This is a genomic window from Arthrobacter sp. MA-N2, assembly GCF_000517125.1.
GTDB classification, from domain to species: domain Bacteria; phylum Actinomycetota; class Actinomycetes; order Actinomycetales; family Micrococcaceae; genus Arthrobacter; species Arthrobacter methylotrophus.
In genome coordinates this window covers 73,706-88,905 of record NZ_KI912156.1, presented here as the reverse complement: position 1 = coordinate 88,905, position 15,200 = coordinate 73,706, and the positions used below count along the sequence as shown (strand labels likewise).

General features: G+C 62.4%; 14 protein-coding genes and 1 pseudogene. 5 read left to right on the top strand and 10 right to left on the bottom strand.

What is annotated here, in order from left to right:
* Positions 1 to 47: 47 nt before the first annotated feature.
* The 3 genes from cls to A3M3_RS28215 all read left to right on the top strand — a co-directional run bounded on the left by cls (position 48) and on the right by A3M3_RS28215 (position 2,560).
* Positions 48 to 1,496, top strand: a complete 1,449-nt coding sequence (gene cls / locus A3M3_RS0118595; protein WP_028267599.1) for a cardiolipin synthase — start codon at positions 48 to 50, stop codon at positions 1,494 to 1,496.
* Between the two features lie 58 nt (positions 1,497 to 1,554).
* On the top strand, positions 1,555 to 2,169 hold the full coding sequence (locus tag A3M3_RS0118585) for a hypothetical protein (RefSeq protein ID WP_155854470.1): 615 nt from the start codon (positions 1,555 to 1,557) through the stop codon (positions 2,167 to 2,169).
* 109 nt (positions 2,170 to 2,278) lie between these two features.
* Positions 2,279 to 2,560: a hypothetical protein gene (locus A3M3_RS28215; protein ID WP_028267597.1), complete on the top strand. Its 282-nt coding sequence runs from the start codon at positions 2,279 to 2,281 to the stop codon at positions 2,558 to 2,560.
* Positions 2,561 to 2,813: 253 nt separating this feature from the next.
* On the opposite strand, the pseudogene A3M3_RS0118575 reads toward A3M3_RS28215, so the two are convergent.
* Both A3M3_RS0118575 and A3M3_RS25905 read right to left on the bottom strand, forming a co-directional pair.
* Positions 2,814 to 2,975, bottom strand: a pseudogene (locus A3M3_RS0118575) (aspartate 1-decarboxylase); the annotation flags it as partial.
* Positions 2,976 to 3,047: 72 nt separating this feature from the next.
* The gene (locus A3M3_RS25905) at positions 3,048 to 4,415 is read right to left on the bottom strand and encodes an MFS transporter (RefSeq protein WP_051423385.1); all 1,368 of its coding nucleotides are present in this window, start codon (positions 4,413 to 4,415) and stop codon (positions 3,048 to 3,050) included.
* Between the two features lie 1,067 nt (positions 4,416 to 5,482).
* Between A3M3_RS25905 and A3M3_RS25900 the strand changes: the two genes are divergently transcribed.
* Positions 5,483 to 6,292 (top strand): FadR/GntR family transcriptional regulator, encoded by an 810-nt coding sequence (locus A3M3_RS25900; RefSeq protein ID WP_051423384.1) that lies wholly within the window; start codon positions 5,483 to 5,485, stop codon positions 6,290 to 6,292.
* A 323-nt stretch (positions 6,293 to 6,615) separates the two neighbouring features.
* Positions 6,616 to 6,963: a hypothetical protein gene (locus tag A3M3_RS0118560; RefSeq protein ID WP_155854469.1), complete on the top strand. Its 348-nt coding sequence runs from the start codon at positions 6,616 to 6,618 to the stop codon at positions 6,961 to 6,963.
* Between the two features lie 69 nt (positions 6,964 to 7,032).
* Here the strand turns inward: A3M3_RS0118560 and A3M3_RS0118555 are convergent, their stop codons facing one another.
* From A3M3_RS0118555 to A3M3_RS27085, 8 genes are all read right to left on the bottom strand, one after another.
* The gene (locus A3M3_RS0118555; RefSeq protein ID WP_331280374.1) at positions 7,033 to 8,328 is read right to left on the bottom strand and encodes a cytochrome b/b6 domain-containing protein; all 1,296 of its coding nucleotides are present in this window, start codon (positions 8,326 to 8,328) and stop codon (positions 7,033 to 7,035) included.
* A gap of 264 nt (positions 8,329 to 8,592) precedes the next feature.
* On the bottom strand, positions 8,593 to 9,573 hold the full coding sequence (locus A3M3_RS0118550; RefSeq protein ID WP_028267593.1) for an electron transfer flavoprotein subunit alpha/FixB family protein: 981 nt from the start codon (positions 9,571 to 9,573) through the stop codon (positions 8,593 to 8,595).
* Between the two features lie 2 nt (positions 9,574 to 9,575).
* A complete protein-coding gene (locus A3M3_RS0118545) occupies positions 9,576 to 10,352 on the bottom strand; it encodes an electron transfer flavoprotein subunit beta/FixA family protein (RefSeq protein ID WP_028267592.1) in 777 nt (258 codons plus the stop codon).
* A gap of 60 nt (positions 10,353 to 10,412) precedes the next feature.
* On the bottom strand, positions 10,413 to 10,931 hold the full coding sequence (locus A3M3_RS27090) for a thioesterase family protein (protein ID WP_051423383.1): 519 nt from the start codon (positions 10,929 to 10,931) through the stop codon (positions 10,413 to 10,415).
* A gap of 17 nt (positions 10,932 to 10,948) precedes the next feature.
* A complete protein-coding gene (locus A3M3_RS0118535) occupies positions 10,949 to 11,980 on the bottom strand; it encodes a 3-keto-5-aminohexanoate cleavage protein (protein ID WP_028267591.1) in 1,032 nt (343 codons plus the stop codon).
* A 96-nt stretch (positions 11,981 to 12,076) separates the two neighbouring features.
* Positions 12,077 to 12,841 carry a citrate/2-methylcitrate synthase gene (locus A3M3_RS0118530; RefSeq protein WP_028267590.1) on the bottom strand — a complete coding sequence of 255 codons (765 nt, stop codon included), beginning with the start codon at positions 12,839 to 12,841 and terminating at the stop codon, positions 12,077 to 12,079.
* 1 nt (position 12,842) lies between these two features.
* Positions 12,843 to 14,411, bottom strand: coding sequence for an AMP-binding protein (locus tag A3M3_RS0118525; protein ID WP_028267589.1), 1,569 nt, complete (start codon positions 14,409 to 14,411; stop codon positions 12,843 to 12,845).
* Positions 14,408 to 15,196, bottom strand: a complete 789-nt coding sequence (locus tag A3M3_RS27085) for a CoA-transferase (protein ID WP_197023332.1) — start codon at positions 15,194 to 15,196, stop codon at positions 14,408 to 14,410. Before A3M3_RS27085 ends, A3M3_RS0118525 begins: the two co-directional genes overlap by 4 nt.
* Positions 15,197 to 15,200: the final 4 nt, after the last annotated feature.

Below are 15,200 nucleotides of genomic sequence, written 5' to 3'. Positions count from 1 at the left end.
GTTCTTTGACTGGGGGTTGTCGAGTGCCGTTTCCTTTTCCGTTCGGGGTGGAGTGGACCTGGCTCCTCACCGCGTGGGCCATTGTCGAGATCATCCTGCGCATTGTGCTGCTGGGCGTCATCCCGGGAAACCGCCGTCCCACCACGGCCATGGCGTGGCTCCTTGCCGTCTTCCTCGTCCCGTCAGTGGGCTTCGTCCTGTTCCTGCTGTTCGGCAATTTCCGCTTGTCCCGCCGTCGTCGTGAACAGCAGGAGCAAGTCAACGAACGGGTGCGTGCCGGCACTTCGGCGCTCGCCGACGTCGTCAGCACCTACTCCGGTCCCGAATGGGTGACGTCGGCCGCTGAACTGAACCGGCGCCTCGGCTCCCTGCCGATGGTGGACGGCAACTCTGCGGAGTTGATCCCCGGCTATGAGGAATCGCTCAAGGCCATGGCGGAAGCGGTTCGGGGGGCCAAGAGCTTCGTCAATGCGGAGTTTTACATCATGAGCAGCGATTCGGTCACCGACGAGCTCCTCACTGAGTTGGAAAACGCTGCCGACCGGGGTGTCGACGTCCGGCTCCTGTTCGATCACATCGGCACGTTGCGGATCCCCGGTTACCGACGGCTGGTCCGCAGGCTGAAGCGCGGCGGGATCCAGTGGCGCCGCATGTTGCCTTTGCTGCCGATCCACGGCCAGTGGCGCCGCCCGGATCTGCGGAACCACCGGAAGATCCTGGTGATCGACGGCGAAATCGCGTTCACCGGGTCCCAGAACCTGATCGAGCCCTCCTACAACAACCCCAAGCACCGACGCGCAGGCCGCAAGTGGGTGGAACTCATGGTCCGTATGGAGGGGCCGATCGTTGCCACCCTCAACGTCGTCTTCGCCACCGACTGGTTGAGCGAGACCGATGAGTCTCTCGAATACCAGTTGCAGGTCTCCGACAGGGCCACTGCGGGGACGATCACGGCCCAGGTGGTCCCGAGCGGTCCGGGGTTTGTCACGGAGAACAACCTGCGTCTGTTCAATACACTGATCTACTCGGCTCAGCACCGCATCTCGATTTGCAGTCCGTACTTCGTGCCCGACGATTCGCTGTTGTACGCCATTACGACGGCGGCACAGCGTGGCGTCGACGTGGAGCTTTTCGTCTCCGAGAAGGGCGATCAGTTCCTGGTCCACCACGCACAGCGCTCCTATTACGAAGCGCTCCTGGAGGCCGGGGTGCGGATCTATCTCTACCGCGCACCCTACGTGCTGCACGCGAAGCACTTCACGATCGATGAGGAGGTGGCGGTGCTCGGCTCCAGCAACATGGACATGCGCTCCTTCTCGCTCAACATGGAGGTGTCGGTGATGTTGCTGGGTGCCGAGGCGGTGGACAGCATGCGTTCGGTGGAGTCGGCGTACAGGGACATGTGCCAAGAGCTGACGTTGAACGATTGGCTGGACCGGCCGATGCTCGCCAAATACGTGGACAACGTGGCGCGGTTGACGGCCACCCTGCAATAAGGCTCAGTCCTCCTGAAGGTGTCTTTAGGGGCAATCTAGGTGTGGTTGAGTTCTGGGTATGGGCCGGCTTCACGAACAACTCCACCGGCACGGTCCAGCTCATCGCGGACACCTCCGGGTAATTCCTTTGCGGCGCCGCGACAGTGCCCGGGGCGTTTTCGGCCCAGACCAGTTCCGTCAGCTCGATACCCGCAACGGAACCGGCGGGGTGTCCGGCCCCGTCGGACCGGGACAGACGATCAGTGTCAAGGTCACCGGCCGCGGCGGTCTCCCGGCCACCGCGGTTTCAGCGGTCGCGATGAACATCACGGTCGCCAACTCCACCTCCTCCGGCGTCATCACCGCGTACGCGGGCGGGACCGCGAAACCGGGCACTTCGAACCTGAACTACACGGCCGGGCAAATCATCCCCAACTTCGCGATCACCGCAGTCGGGGCTGACGGGACGATTTCCTTCACCAACGATTTCCCCGGCACGGTGCAGCTCATCGCCGACACCATGGGCTATTTCAACGGCCCCGTCACCGGTGGCCTGCCCGGGCCAGAGAAACACTGGGCTACACCTCGGACGGGAAACTCGCCACCACCACCGGCAGCAGCAACCTGCCGGCCAACCCGAACCCGTCCGCGGCCGCGGTACCCCGCCGGCGCCAACAGGAGGGGCCGGCGGTAGTACCGGGACCCGGTATTACGACGCCGGAGGGATCCTCGTCGGGATCACCGACGGAACCGGCATCACCGTCACGATCGGTTCGATCACCGCCCATGTCACCCCGGCAGGGGTGAAGACCGCGACCAAGACCTACGGTTTCGCAGGGAAGACCGTCGCCCAGCGCACCGCCGCCGGCGGGACCGTGAAACTCGCCTTCATCACCAGCGACAGCGTCGACACCACCCAAACCATCCTCCAACCCAGCAGCGGGACCACCCCGTTCACCGCCCAAACCCGCTACACCAACCCGATCGGCCTCGCCCGCGGCCCACCCAGACCGCAGCGGGTGCCGGCGCGTACGTCGATACGGCTTCGTCAAAGATCTCGGCCGCGTACGGGTCGTAAGCTGTGAGCATCGCAAAGCGCTCACCCTGTTCCTTGACCGGTTGCAGGTAGTGGGTCCGGATTCGTGCTGTCGGCTTTCTGCCGGTTGTTAGCGTCGTTGCGGTGGATTGGGCGCGGCCGCTGCTGTAGTGGCCAGTAACTTCCGCGGACGACGTCGATTTTCGGTTACTGTTCCTGGTCATACCTCAGTTCACCCCCGATTTTGCCACCGCGAAGGGCGGGCGAACAAGCGTTGGGGTGATATCTTCAGCTGGATCACTGCGGGCGCCGTTGGTAACGTCTACGATCGCAACAAGTTCGCCTGGCAGGATGTCCGCAGCCTCCAGCAGGTCCAAGTCGACGGTGACGGAACCAACGTAATGCAGGTCAGCATGCGTGACCGTGGCCCGGTGAATTTTTGATTTGAACATTTTGCGATTCAAAAATTGCATGATTTTCTTACATTCCTTTGGAGGCACGGGACGCCGGCAGTGTCGTCTGAAGTCCCTCGACGATTACTTATGGTCGACTTCTACGGGTGGTTCGCTGCCCCTGATAGCCGAGGGCCGTCCCGTTTGATCATGTTCCGCGTACAGAGAACGCTTGTAGGTTTCCGGCAGGAACTTGAGGAGGACTAGAGCAACGACGGCCATGAGGCCTGCCAGGTAGTACGCCGGCGAGAGCGGATTTCCGGTGGCGGCGACCAGTGCAGCAGCTACCAACGGACCCATGCCAGCTACGGGGCCAACTCCTAGGTTGTATCCGATAGCACCGGCGGTAAGGCGGATTTTGGGAGGGAAGAATTCCACGATGGTCACCGAGCTCATGACTACAAGCGCAGACACGAACACAGCGTAGATTCCGAGGCCAAGTAACGCGAGCCCAAAGTTTCTGGTCGCCATCATCAGGAAGACCGGGATGACCATAACGGCGAGTCCGGCGCATCCTAGGATGTAGCTGATGCGGCGGCCGAAACGGTCGGAAAACGCTCCAACTATGGGGCAGAGGATTGCGTACAGCACCAGCGCTAGCATGCTCAGAAGGATCGCCGTAGGGCGAGGAAAATCCAAAGTGACATTCAAGTAGCTAACGAAGTACGTTGCAAAGAAGTAAAAACCCGTGCCGGTTGCTGAGGAGAACGCGAAGGCAATGAGTATGTTGCGAATTCCGCCTTTGCCGATGTGCTTGAACGGATTGACCCGTTCCCCCGTTCTCTTGATCTCCTGAAAAACCGGGGTGTCCTCCAATTTCATTCGCATGAAGAGTCCCACAAGACCGATAGGCAGGGCGAGGAGGAAGGGAATTCGCCACCCAAATGAATTCATGTCCTCAACACTGAGGACGTTCGAAAGTAGAAAGACGGCCCCGCTGCCTCCGATAATGCCGAGGGCGGCTGTGGCGGCGATCAAGCTGGCCCAAAGTCCGCGCTTGCGATCTGGAGCGTATTCGACGAGGAACGAGGACGCTCCAGTCCATTCACCACCCACGGAGAGTCCTTGGATGCAGCGAATAGTAACCAACAGAATCGGGGCGGCAACGCCGATACCGGCGTACCCCGGAAGTACTCCTATGAGAGCGGTGGCAACACTCATGATGATAATGGCCAGCGCAAGGGAGGTTCGGCGTCCGATCTTGTCACCGATGTAGCCGAAAACTGCCCCGCCCAGGGGACGGAAAAAGAAAGCAACTCCGAAGACGGCCAGGGAGGCAAGCAGCTGACTCGTGGCATCGCCGGCTGGAAAGAACGTAGCTCCGATGATGGTTGCCACGAAGCCGTAGACGGCAAAGTCGAACCACTCCATGAAGTTTCCGATAAGGGTTGCTGCGATTACGCGACGCCTAGCTTGAGGGTCGATAACAGTCGATACTGCCGATGGGCTCATAGCTGTGATCCTTTCAAGATCCAGAGATGTAAAAAGCATTCAAAGGCCCGGGCGATATTCCGATTCACTCTGAGGCCGATCTTGGGTCAGAGTTGAACCTTTGCCTTCGGGAGGCCACAGTTGGCCAAGCGGACGGGATGTTGGCTGAAGACCCGGGCATAGAGGTCCCCTGGCTCAGCCGGGGCGGCCCGGCCCTCGCTTGCGGGTCTGCCGGGCGGATGGATTACTGCAGGAGCCCCGCGTTGTTGCTCGGCTACCTGGTTGCACTGTATTGAACCTTCGGAGCCTTGGACGTTGGCTACAAGGGTGCCCCCCAAAGAAATCGATACCGAACGAAAAGTCTGCAAGCTGGCATGTTGGCATCCTCATTGATCCTTAGCCGGACGACAGCATCCTTCCACTTTGTCAGACAAGTGTCAAGAGTCACATTATTGAACAAAGTGACCGTTCCATACAAACAAGGAAAACAGAGGTTCATTCATCGCTGGGGTCACCTTTGTACGAAGGCAGACAAGTGAAAGCAGTGGACCTTGACCGAGGTCGCCGCGTGAGCCGGCGGCCTGCTTCTTTCGCCGAAACAGAGCGCTAATGGACCGGGCAGCGTCGAGAGGCGGAAGGATTAATCCGAGATAGCGCCATAAGAGTGGGGCGTGGATGTCAGCCGGCGCAAATGAACAGGGACCACATTGTGGGGTGCCAGTGCGACACGGGCGATGGCCCGCGCAAAACCGGGCGTATCCTCCATCGCTCTAGTCTTGCCTCATGCGCCTCGAAAAACCGGCGGATCGGCTTCACCCACATCGAAGCGATTCCCGCGGCGCCTGGAATCTAACGAGGCCGCAGCGCGGAGGAGCTTGAACCGGGAATCCTGAGCCGCGCGGATTTGCGTCTGCTCCGTTGCTCCATCCAGGGCTGGCCTGGGACGCAAATTGGACGGGAGAAGCCTTCTGATGCAAAGAAGGAAGGCGAATGCGCCTTCTTGTCAGACTTTGGTCAGCTGCTCGGTCTATGGCTCCACTTGGACTAGTCATACAATAGGGTAAAAGCTTTACGCATAGGAGGAAATAATGCCGGATATGTCTGCCGCGTCGATGCCATTCCCGGCGATGCCCGTGCAACGACCCCGCCAGCAAGTGGAGAGCCAGATCAAGCAAGCTATTCTCGATGGTTCGCTTCGAGACGGAGACCGTTTGCCGGCCGAACATGCCCTGGCGCAGTCCTTCAACGTCAGCCGGGCAACGGTTAGGGAGGCTCTGAGATCTTTGGTTGAGGCAGGATTGCTGACTAAGGGGCCTGGAACGACCAGCGGACTCTTCGTGCAAAGCGTGGACCATAACTCGTTCTCGCGGGTGGTGTCTGATCGGCTGATCAGTGTTCTGGATATAGGATCGGTAACGCCAGATGAAGTTTCAAACTTCCGCGACATGCTGGAAGTACCTAGCGCCCGGCTAGCGGCGCAGCACAGAAACGATGACCATCTCGTAGAACTCCACGAAATTATCGGCCGCGAGAGTGGGACTACTTATAATGATCCCGAGATTCCCGAGCTAAATGCACAATTTCATTGTGTTATCGCGAATGCATCGGGCAACCGTGTGCTCGCCGCCTTTGTGTCCGCCTTACATCGCACAGCGCGACCACTCGCTTTCGTTCATACGGATGAGGCATTGGGGAAGCAGTCGGTCGCGCATCATATCCAGCTTTATCGCGCAATCCAGGCTCAGGATCCGGCGGCGGCTGCGGAAGCGATGCAAGCACATTTGAATTATCTACGCGACCACGCCGTTGCGAACGGCAACAGCAAGGAAGTACCTCTCCCAATTGGCAGGTCGAACTCAAGCGGACGCTTGTCGGACGAACTAACAAAGATTTCTTAGCCTGAGACCATTCCGATACCCCCTTTCTTTAGTTGCCAGACTTTGCAGCCGAGGTATCAGAACAGGAGCGACCGTTCCCGGATTCGATGTTGGAGGATCTGTTCCCTCGCGGCAGGGCCGTCCGTCGGTTCCCGCATCGGTAATCAGCTCGGTGCTGGTGCTTCAAGTCCTGCAGGCAGTCTCGGACCGGGCAACCGCGAGGCCCTGACCTACGACCTGCGTTGGAAGGCTGCGTACTCGTTGCCCGGCTGGTTGCCAACTCTCACAAGGTCATCAGCAGCAGGAGCCAGGTTCGCGCGGATTCAGCCCATGGTTCCGGGGAGATGCTGGCAGCACTCGCCCTGACCGCTCACATCCCAGTCATCAAACCCTGGCCACTGCGTCCGGCCATCGAGGGCGGGTTCATTCTCGATGACTTCACCATCGACGAAGCAACCGGCACAGCGACCTCCCCGAACTGGCTTACCCGCAGGTCACCGCCAAAGGCCGGGGCGCGCGGCGCCACCTGCTCGCTCCGGGCCCGGTGCAATGGCTCAGTTCAGGAAGGGAAACTCGTCCTGCACGAGGACTTGGCCAGAAATGTGAAGACACTGCCCGGAGCCAACAACTCTCCGGCCTGCGCCTCCACATCCAGATACCCGCGTTGCGGGCATCTTCGCGTTCCTGCATAAGACCAGTCCTAATCCCCTGCCAAAAGAGCAGTCCGGCCGAGGCGACCAAACCAGCAGCCTCCTAGGCCGCTATCGCGAAGACACCTTGCCGAAGAGACCGGCGACAGGAGAGAGCAGCGAGGTGCGGGCGAGAACCCAGCCGGCTGCGATCATCACGATCGATCCGAGGAAGATCCAGAATCCGAGCCAGCCAGCAGTGTCCTGTGATGCGTACATATGGTTGAGGTTGCGTAGGAGCCCTGTGAGCACCACCAGAGCGACGTGCACGACAATGAAGGCGACGAAGTACAGCATCACGGGGTAGTGAACGGCCCGCGCCCACTCGACGCGGTATGCCTTGGTTAACCGCTGCGCGCGCTTTGGCCACAGGCCCGACATCCTGAACCCGGTAATTGCAGCGAGCGGTGCCGCGAGGAAGACAGTGGTGAAGTAGGCGAGCTGCTGGAGGCTGTTGTAGTTGTTCCATCCGTTCTCAACCGGCCAGTCAAACGATAGGTACTGCAACGCAGCCGAGAGCGCGTTCGGGAAGACCTCCCAGCTGGTCGGTATGAGCCGCGCCCAGTGCCCGGTGAGGAACAGAAGCACCACGAAGACCACGCCGTTCGCCAGCCAGAGTATGTCGAGGGTCTGGTGCAGCCAGAGCGTCAGGCTGATCTTGGTCTTCCCGTTACGCGAATTCCAGTAAGCCTCGGGACGTTTCTGATGGCGTACGCCGAGGCCAGAGCGGATGATCAGGACCATTAGGAACATGTTGAAGAAGTGCTGCCACCCTACCCACGGCGCAATGCCGGGTGGCGCAGGAGTGGCGTACTCGCCTGGGAACCGGGTCAGGAAGTCCTGCATGGCCTGCAGGCTCAGCACCGCTCTGGCAAGGAACACGGCCGAAACCGCGACCACGCCGAATCCGATGGCGCAAAGCATCTGCGCCCGGCTCGGGCGGCGCTTCGCGTCGGGCTGAGCCGTGATGCGCCCCTTGGCCTTTCCCGCCCTGGCGGGCAGTTGCGAGGTGGAGGCATCGGGACGCGCGGCGGGGGTAGGAACAGTGATCGGGTCCACCTCAGCCACGGCTCCGGCCGCTGAGACCTCCGAAGCCCCAGGAGCTGCGTTGACCTGCTTGGCGGCTGCCGTTCCAGGAGGAGGCCATGCCTCTCCCCCAGCGACGCGCGGAAGGCCCCGGCGCAGAGCGGAACCGGATTTGTCCGACGCCTCCTGCACCGACGCTGCCAGCGACGGGTCGGCGTCGTCAACGATTAATGCCTGGGCACTCGGCGCGCGTTCGGCGATGGCAGCGGCACCGTCGGAGTGGGCACTTTCAAACGGCTGCGTGGACTCGTGTTGGGCGTGGACGGGGGAAGTCACTGCCATGGTAGATCCGGCGGGAGGCCATGGATCCCCGCCCGGGACCCGGGGTAGGCCCCGGCGCACGGAGTTGGCAGTTCCGGAGACGCTGACCGGAGACGAAATGGTATTTAGACCTGGTGGCGTTTCGCCCCGATTGCCCGAATCCTGTGATCCCTTCCCAGGTTCACCGGAGAGCGTGTCCTCCGCAATGACGGCAACCGTCCCTGCGGGTGGCCAGGCTTCGCCGCCGCGGGTGCGGGGTAATCCTCTGCGTACGGTCGCCATCCGCTACTTCTTCCGCCCGCGCAGCGCCTCGATCATCTGCGGCACGACAGTGAACAGGTCGCCGATGATCCCGAAGTCAGCCACGTCGAAGATGGGCGAACCGGGATCCTTGTCGATCGCGACGATCGTCTTGGCCGTCTGCATGCCGGCCCGGTGCTGAATCGCCCCCGAGATCCCGAGCGCGATGTACAGCTGCGGCGAGACCGAGACGCCTGTCTGGCCCACCTGATGCGAGAAAGGGACATATCCGGCGTCAACCGCGGCGCGGGAGGCGCCGACCGCGGCGCCGAGCTCGTCCGCGAGGTCCTCAACGAGCGAGAAGTTCTCCTTGGATCCGAGTCCGCGGCCGCCGGACACGACGATCTTAGCCCCGCGCAGTTCGGGACGGGAGGAGGCGGCCTCACCGGCCTCGATCGCGGCTCCTTCCGCGACGGGGGCTCCGGACGACTCGACAGTGAGTGCCTCTACACGGGCATCCGCGGCGGCCTCTGCGCGTGCGTCGATCGCTCCCTGGCGGACAGTGATAATGGGGGCACCGAAGGTCGGCGCCGAGTTGGTGAGGAACGCGCCGCCATAGACTGAGTGGTGCGCCACGAGGCCCTCGTCGTCGCGTGAGACGCCGACCGCGTCGACTGACAGCGCCAGGTGCTCGCGCACGGCCAGACGTCCGGCGACGTCGCGCCCGGCGACTGAATTCGAGACGAGCACTGCATCCGGCCGGACCGCGCGGTAAGCGGCCTGCAGCGCATCCACGACAGGTACTGTTACGGCTCCGCCGTCGGTGTCCGCGGTGAGCACGAGCTGCGCCCCGGCCGCGACGGCCGCATCCACCGCGGCCTGGGCGGTGTCGGAGGGTCCGGCGACCAGCGCCACCGGGGCCCCCAGCTGCCCGGCGGCGCCGAGCAGTCCCGCGGTCGAGGGTGCCGCCCCACCGGACGGAGTTACATCGATAAGGACGAGGATCGGGTTCTCAGGGTACGCCATGGTCACACCAGCCTGTTCTGCACAAGGTACTCGATGAGCTGCGCGGCCGCATCGCCCTCGTCCTTGATCTTCACGCCGGCCGTGCGGGGCGGCTTCTCGGATACAGCGGTGAGAATCGTTTGGGGTGCCTCGGCCGGGTCGGCGGTCACGCCGAGATCCGCGAGCGAGAGCACTTCAAGCGGCTTTTTCTTGGCCGCCATAATTCCCTTGAAGTTGGGGAAGCGCGCTGGCGGAAGCGCTTCAGTGATTGAGATCACTGCCGGCAGGGGTGCGGTCACTTGCTGCGGTCCGAAGTCTGTCTCGCGGGTCGCGGTCACAGAATCGGCGTTAATCTGTACGGCGCTGAGGGATGTCGCCTGCGCATAGCCGAGGTGCTCGGCGAGCATCGCTGGGATCACGCCGGCGGAGCCGTCCGTCGATAGATTGCCTGTGATGACCAGGTCGGGCGTTCCGCGCTGGATCGCCGCCGCCAGAACTGCCGCGGTGAGGCCCAGGTCAGCACCGCGGAGCGCCTCGTCGACGACGTGCACCGCGGAGCCCGCGCCGATCGCGAGGGCCCGGCGGGTCGATGCGGTCGCCGACTCGGGAGCCATCGACAGCGCGACGACTTCCGTGTCGGGGTTCGCGTCAGCGTGGCTCAGTGCGACCTCCAGCGCACGCTCGGTAATCTCGTCGAGCACGACCTCGCCGGCCCCGCGGTCGGCGAGGCCCGTCTCCAAGTCGAGTTTGCGGTCCCCATAGGTATCGGGCACCTCTTTCACTAGGACGAAGATCTTCATCGTCTACCTCTCAAACTCACGTTTACACCCCTCGGGCACGGTTTTCATATTAAGGCGTTGTCACACCGGCAGAAGTTTCCCCGGTATGGCGATCGAATCGCAGCTCGTCGCCGACCACTCCCGACCGCTCGCTTCCTTTGTCGCTTCAGCCAGTCTTTCGGCGATCCCGGGCAGGAACGGCGTCACCTTTCTGGTGACATGGTCAACGTTCAGAAGCAGGCTCTCCAGCGAGCAAGCGATCCGTTGCTCTTCCACATCTCGAAGCAAAGCGACTGTCCGGACGCCGCGGTCAGATGCCTCTATAAGACGTACGTGCGTCGTGTACGGGGCCCCGAGCCGCAGTTCGGAGAGGTACCGTGCGTGGTGATCGACCGAAAACAGCCCGCAATGGTACTTAGGCGCGTAGTCATAACCCAGTCCGCAGTATTCGAGTCCACGAATTGTCGTCGTCGTGAGGATACGCAGATACACATTGACGTTCATGTGATCGTTGAAGTCGATATCCGCAGTCCCGACGACACCGCGGTCGACGACGGGGAGCCGAAGCACCTCGTCGTCGACCGGATGTCCGCCTCGCATGGAAGCTCCCGTCGCTCTCAGCTCGCCGCTTGTTCGAGCGGCTTCACGCCCATGATCTCGCGGTACTCGGTCGGGGTGGCCACCTCGCGCCCGAGCGCCTCGACGATCTGCTTGATCTGTAGGAAGGCCTCGAGGTTGCTGGTCAGCTTCTCGTCCTTGTGCGGGTACTTCCAGACCGTGTCTTCCATGCCGACACGAATGTGGAGGCCGAGCAGGGCGGCGGCCGTCGCGAGGAAGACGGACGCGCGGCCCGCGGCGCAGACGAAGATCTTCGCCTCGGGATCCACGTCGCGCACCAGCTCGACCAGGCGGAGCAGGCCGGTGAACATCTGATGCGGGTTCTCCATCGGGCTCGCGCCCGGGATGGAGGGCAGCACGCACCACACCTGGCCCGGTCCAAGCAGGCCCGAGCGGAACAGGAAGCGCTCAGCGTTGTTCACGTCGGCGTCGGTATACACGGCAACGATGGGGGCCGCGCCGGACTCGAGGATGAGTCGGGTCTTCTCGATCATGAGCGGGGCGGGCTTTGCGAACAGAGCGTCGCCGTTGTAGAGTACGGCGGTGTTCACGGGGACGCCGTCGAGGATCTTTTCCTCGATCGCGATCTTCATCTCGTCCCACTCACCCTGCAGGGCGGTGACGTAGCAGCCGTCGACAGAGATGCCGGGGAACTCTTCGCGCAGCGGGTTCACCACGGCCTTGAAGCGCTCACGATCGAGTGTGTTGTAGCCGTTGTCGCCACGCATGTGGAGGTGGATCGCGCTGGCGCCGGCGCGAGCGCACTCCTGGGCGTCCTTGAGGATCTCCTCAGTGGTGATCGGCTGGTTCGGGTTTGCGGTGCGCGTGTAGAAGGCGCCGGTGATCGCGGACTGCACGACGATCTTGTCCGGAACGTCCCACCTCGGCTGGATCTCCCCTTCGTGGAAGTATGAGTGCGAGGGGTCGATGATTTCCGGGAATCCGTAGGGCCGCCAGATCAGCCGCCCGTCCGCGCGCTCGACGCCTTTCTGAACGCGATCCCAGTGCACAGTGTTGTCGTTGAGTCCCATGTCAGATGCTCCTTAGTTCTGCCCGGCAGCGCTTGTGAGGTACTCAAGCATGCTTGTCAGACGATTAATAGTTGTTTCTAGGAATGAGCTGATTGCTCAAAGCTTCTTCGCCAGGGGCTCGCCGACGTAGTCGCCGTCCTGGATGTAGCGCAGCGGCCGCCCGGTCTCAATCTCCTCAATCACGTGGGCCATTAGACCCGGCAGGACAGAGAGAACCGCGAACGCCACAGTCTGGTTCGCTGACCAGCCCAAGTCGCGGCCGATCGCCGCGAGTGCACCGTCGATGTTGATCGGGATGTTCGTCTTGCCGGTCTTGGCGATGAACGCCCGGTTGATGGCCTGGATCTGTTTGATTGAACTCCCGTCGAGACCGAGTTCTTCTGCGAGATCGAACAGAACGTCTGCACGGAAGTCGCTCGTCTTGTGGGTCGGGTGGCCGAAACCGGGCAAGCGCTTCTTCTGCGAGACGTACTCTTCGACGACTCGTTCTGCGCCTTCCTCGAACGTTCCGTCTCCGCGCAGTTCGTCGGTGTGATCGAGCAGGTGGAAAGAGTGCTCGGGTGAGAGCGTGTTGCTGCCTGCAGCGAGGATACCTCCAGCGACCGCGGGAATGAATTGCGGGTTGCCGGACGCGATGTACCGCGCAGCGGTGATCGTAGAAGCGACGTAACCGTGGTCAAGAAGACTGGTGAGCACGCCGTCGACCAGGCGGGTCTCGGCCTCGTCGGGTAGTCGCCCGGTGAGCGAGAGGAAAGCGCCTTGGGTGTAGGTCGCCTTCTTCATGATTTCGGCGAGGGAGTACCCCCGGAGGTTCACGCCCCCTTCGATTACCTCGCTGACGCTGGTGCTGAAGTAGGACATGTTATTTTCCTTCCTGGTCACGTCGTGCATCCGACGTGAAGTCTGTAACACCGCGTGCCCGCAGTGTGTGTTTCTGGATCTTGCCGGTCGGGGTCATGGGTAACTCGTCGACGAATTCGACGTAGCGCGGCACTGCAAACTTCGGCAGCATCGCCGCTGTCCGCTCTCTTACCTGGTCGGCGTCGAGAGTACGGCCCTCACGCGGGACGATGGCAACCATGACCTCCTGGCCGGCCACCGGATCGGCAATGCCGTAGCAGGCGACCAGTTCGACGGCATCGAGAGTGAGGATGGCGTCCTCGACTTCCCTAGCGGAGACGAATTCACCCAAACGGCGCATCGCGTCATCGACCCGCCCTTCGAACCAGAGGTTTCCGTCCTCGTCCAACCGTCCCCGGTCACCAGAGTGATACCAGAGATTGCGCCACGCCGAAACCGTCTTCTCCGGGTTGCCGAAGTAGCCCTGGAACATCGAGAACGGTTCGCGTGAGCGGATGCAGATCTCGCCGATCCCGCCGACGGGCAGTTCGTCGTCCATCTCGTTGCGAATGGTCACCTCGAACTCCGGAATCACTTTCCCGGAGGAACCGATGGCGCGGTCGCCGCGCAGGCTCCCCCACACCGGAATGGTGCCCTCAGTTGATCCGTATCCGTCGATGATCCGCATGTCGAAGCGCTCCTCGAGTTCGAGGTAGAGCTCTTTGGGCACCATCGCGCCGTACGCCACACGGATGGTGTTCTGCGGGTTCCCTTCCTGGGCGCCGAGCAGCGCCAGCAGTGCCCCGACGAATACGAAGACCGTCGCTCGCGCGTCGTTCACCTCCTGCCAAAACGTGGCCCGCCGGAACCCTGGAGCGATGAAGACCTCCGCACCCGCGACGACCGCGGCCATTACGCCATAGCCCTGCGCCTGGTTGTGGTGCAGCGGAAGAACGACGAGGACCCGGTCATCCGGCCTGATCTCTGCCTGACGGCGAGCCTGCCAGCCGTTCATGTACTGCTGGCCGTGCGGAAGGATGACGCCCTTTGCCGGACCGGTAGACCCGGAGGTGTACATGATTGCCGCGGGGTCCGCCCGGGTCACTTCGGGCAGCTCCCCGATCCGGCTCCGTTCCAGGGCCGCCAACGACGCGGTCCTGAAGGGGGATTCGGCATCCCCGCCGACGAGCACGATCGTCGTGAGATCGGCAAGTTCGTCACGCAGTTGGGTGAATTGGGCGAGGTAGCGGACATCCACGACGGCGGCGACGGCGCCTGAATTCCGCATCGCGTGCAGAAGCCGGGCGTTGCCCACCTCCGGGTTCACCGGCACCTCCACCAGCCCAGCGGTGGCGATACCGAACCACGCTGAGATGAACTCCGGCCCGTTGTCGAGCATGATCGCGACGCGATCTCCCGGTTTAAGGCCGAGGCCCAGGAGTCCTGTTGCTGTGCGCTGCGCGCGCTCCCAGACCTCGCCGCGGTTCGATTGCCCGCCTCTGTGAGCGAGGAAGACTCGATCCGGATCCTCTGCGGCGTTGCGTGCGAGCAGCGCAGGCAGGGTCCGCAAAGATCGATCGTCGATGTTCATCCCCGCAGGGCCCCCTTTGCGTCAATGCGGGTGCGCAGCAGCACGAGCTCCTCGGCAGTGGGGCCGGCAGTGGTGGGCACGTTCTCGGGGACGATGATCTCGAATCCGGTGCTCGCGACAACCGTATCCACGGACACGCCGGGGTGAATCGACTTCAGGCGGGCACTGCGCGTCTCCTCGTCGAAGTCGAACACGCACAACGGGGTGATGATCGAACTGGGACCGCCGTTGGGTAGTCCCAGGTCCTCGCGCAGGTTCTTCTCCCCGCGACCGTATCCAAGAGCCGAGATGTAGTCGACGCGATCGACGAGGACTCGGGGGTCATGCGAGTTGGTCACCAGATGCCACGTGCCGTTCTGGGCGGTGGCGTTGGTTGTGCCGATCGGACCCGGGCCCCGGAACTTCAGCTTCTTGTAGTCGGAGCCGATGCCGATCATGTTCGAGTTGCCGAAGCGGTCGATCTGGATGCCCCCGCAGAAGAACACTCCGTTCGCGCGGTGCCGCTGGTTGTTCAGCAGCTGGTCATGTTGGTAGTAGGCCTCGGACCACTGCATTGCGCGGACATCCGTGATGAACTCGAAGTCTTCGATGACCGGGGTGTCACGCAGGTAGGCCTTGGTCATGGCAATCATGACGGTCATGTTAGGACCGTGGTGCAGGTGGCCGAGCAGAGCGCCCGCACGCGGGACGGGAAGATTGGCCCCGACCTCGACCCACTGGCCGTCTTTCAGGTCGTGGGCGATGGCTGCCGCCATAACCTCTTTCGGGGATGCAGTCTCAGTCATCTCA

What these genes read in the sequence shown, in the direction of transcription:
- A3M3_RS0118585 (WP_155854470.1), top strand. Translation starts at nt 1,555, where the DNA reads ATGGGCCGGCTTCACGAACAACTCCACCGGCACGGTCCAGCTCATCGC.
- A3M3_RS25905 (WP_051423385.1), bottom strand. Translation starts at nt 4,415, where the DNA reads ATGAGCCCATCGGCAGTATCGACTGTTATCGACCCTCAAGCTAGGCGT.
- A3M3_RS25900 (WP_051423384.1), top strand. Translation starts at nt 5,483, where the DNA reads ATGCCGGATATGTCTGCCGCGTCGATGCCATTCCCGGCGATGCCCGTG.
- A3M3_RS0118560 (WP_155854469.1), top strand. Translation starts at nt 6,616, where the DNA reads ATGCTGGCAGCACTCGCCCTGACCGCTCACATCCCAGTCATCAAACCC.
- A3M3_RS0118555 (WP_331280374.1), bottom strand. Translation starts at nt 8,328, where the DNA reads ATGGCAGTGACTTCCCCCGTCCACGCCCAACACGAGTCCACGCAGCCG.
- A3M3_RS0118550 (WP_028267593.1), bottom strand. Translation starts at nt 9,573, where the DNA reads ATGGCGTACCCTGAGAACCCGATCCTCGTCCTTATCGATGTAACTCCG.
- A3M3_RS0118545 (WP_028267592.1), bottom strand. Translation starts at nt 10,352, where the DNA reads ATGAAGATCTTCGTCCTAGTGAAAGAGGTGCCCGATACCTATGGGGAC.
- A3M3_RS27090 (WP_051423383.1), bottom strand. Translation starts at nt 10,931, where the DNA reads ATGCGAGGCGGACATCCGGTCGACGACGAGGTGCTTCGGCTCCCCGTC.
- A3M3_RS0118535 (WP_028267591.1), bottom strand. Translation starts at nt 11,980, where the DNA reads ATGGGACTCAACGACAACACTGTGCACTGGGATCGCGTTCAGAAAGGC.
- A3M3_RS0118530 (WP_028267590.1), bottom strand. Translation starts at nt 12,841, where the DNA reads ATGTCCTACTTCAGCACCAGCGTCAGCGAGGTAATCGAAGGGGGCGTG.
- A3M3_RS0118525 (WP_028267589.1), bottom strand. Translation starts at nt 14,411, where the DNA reads ATGAACATCGACGATCGATCTTTGCGGACCCTGCCTGCGCTGCTCGCA.
- A3M3_RS27085 (WP_197023332.1), bottom strand. Translation starts at nt 15,196, where the DNA reads ATGACTGAGACTGCATCCCCGAAAGAGGTTATGGCGGCAGCCATCGCC.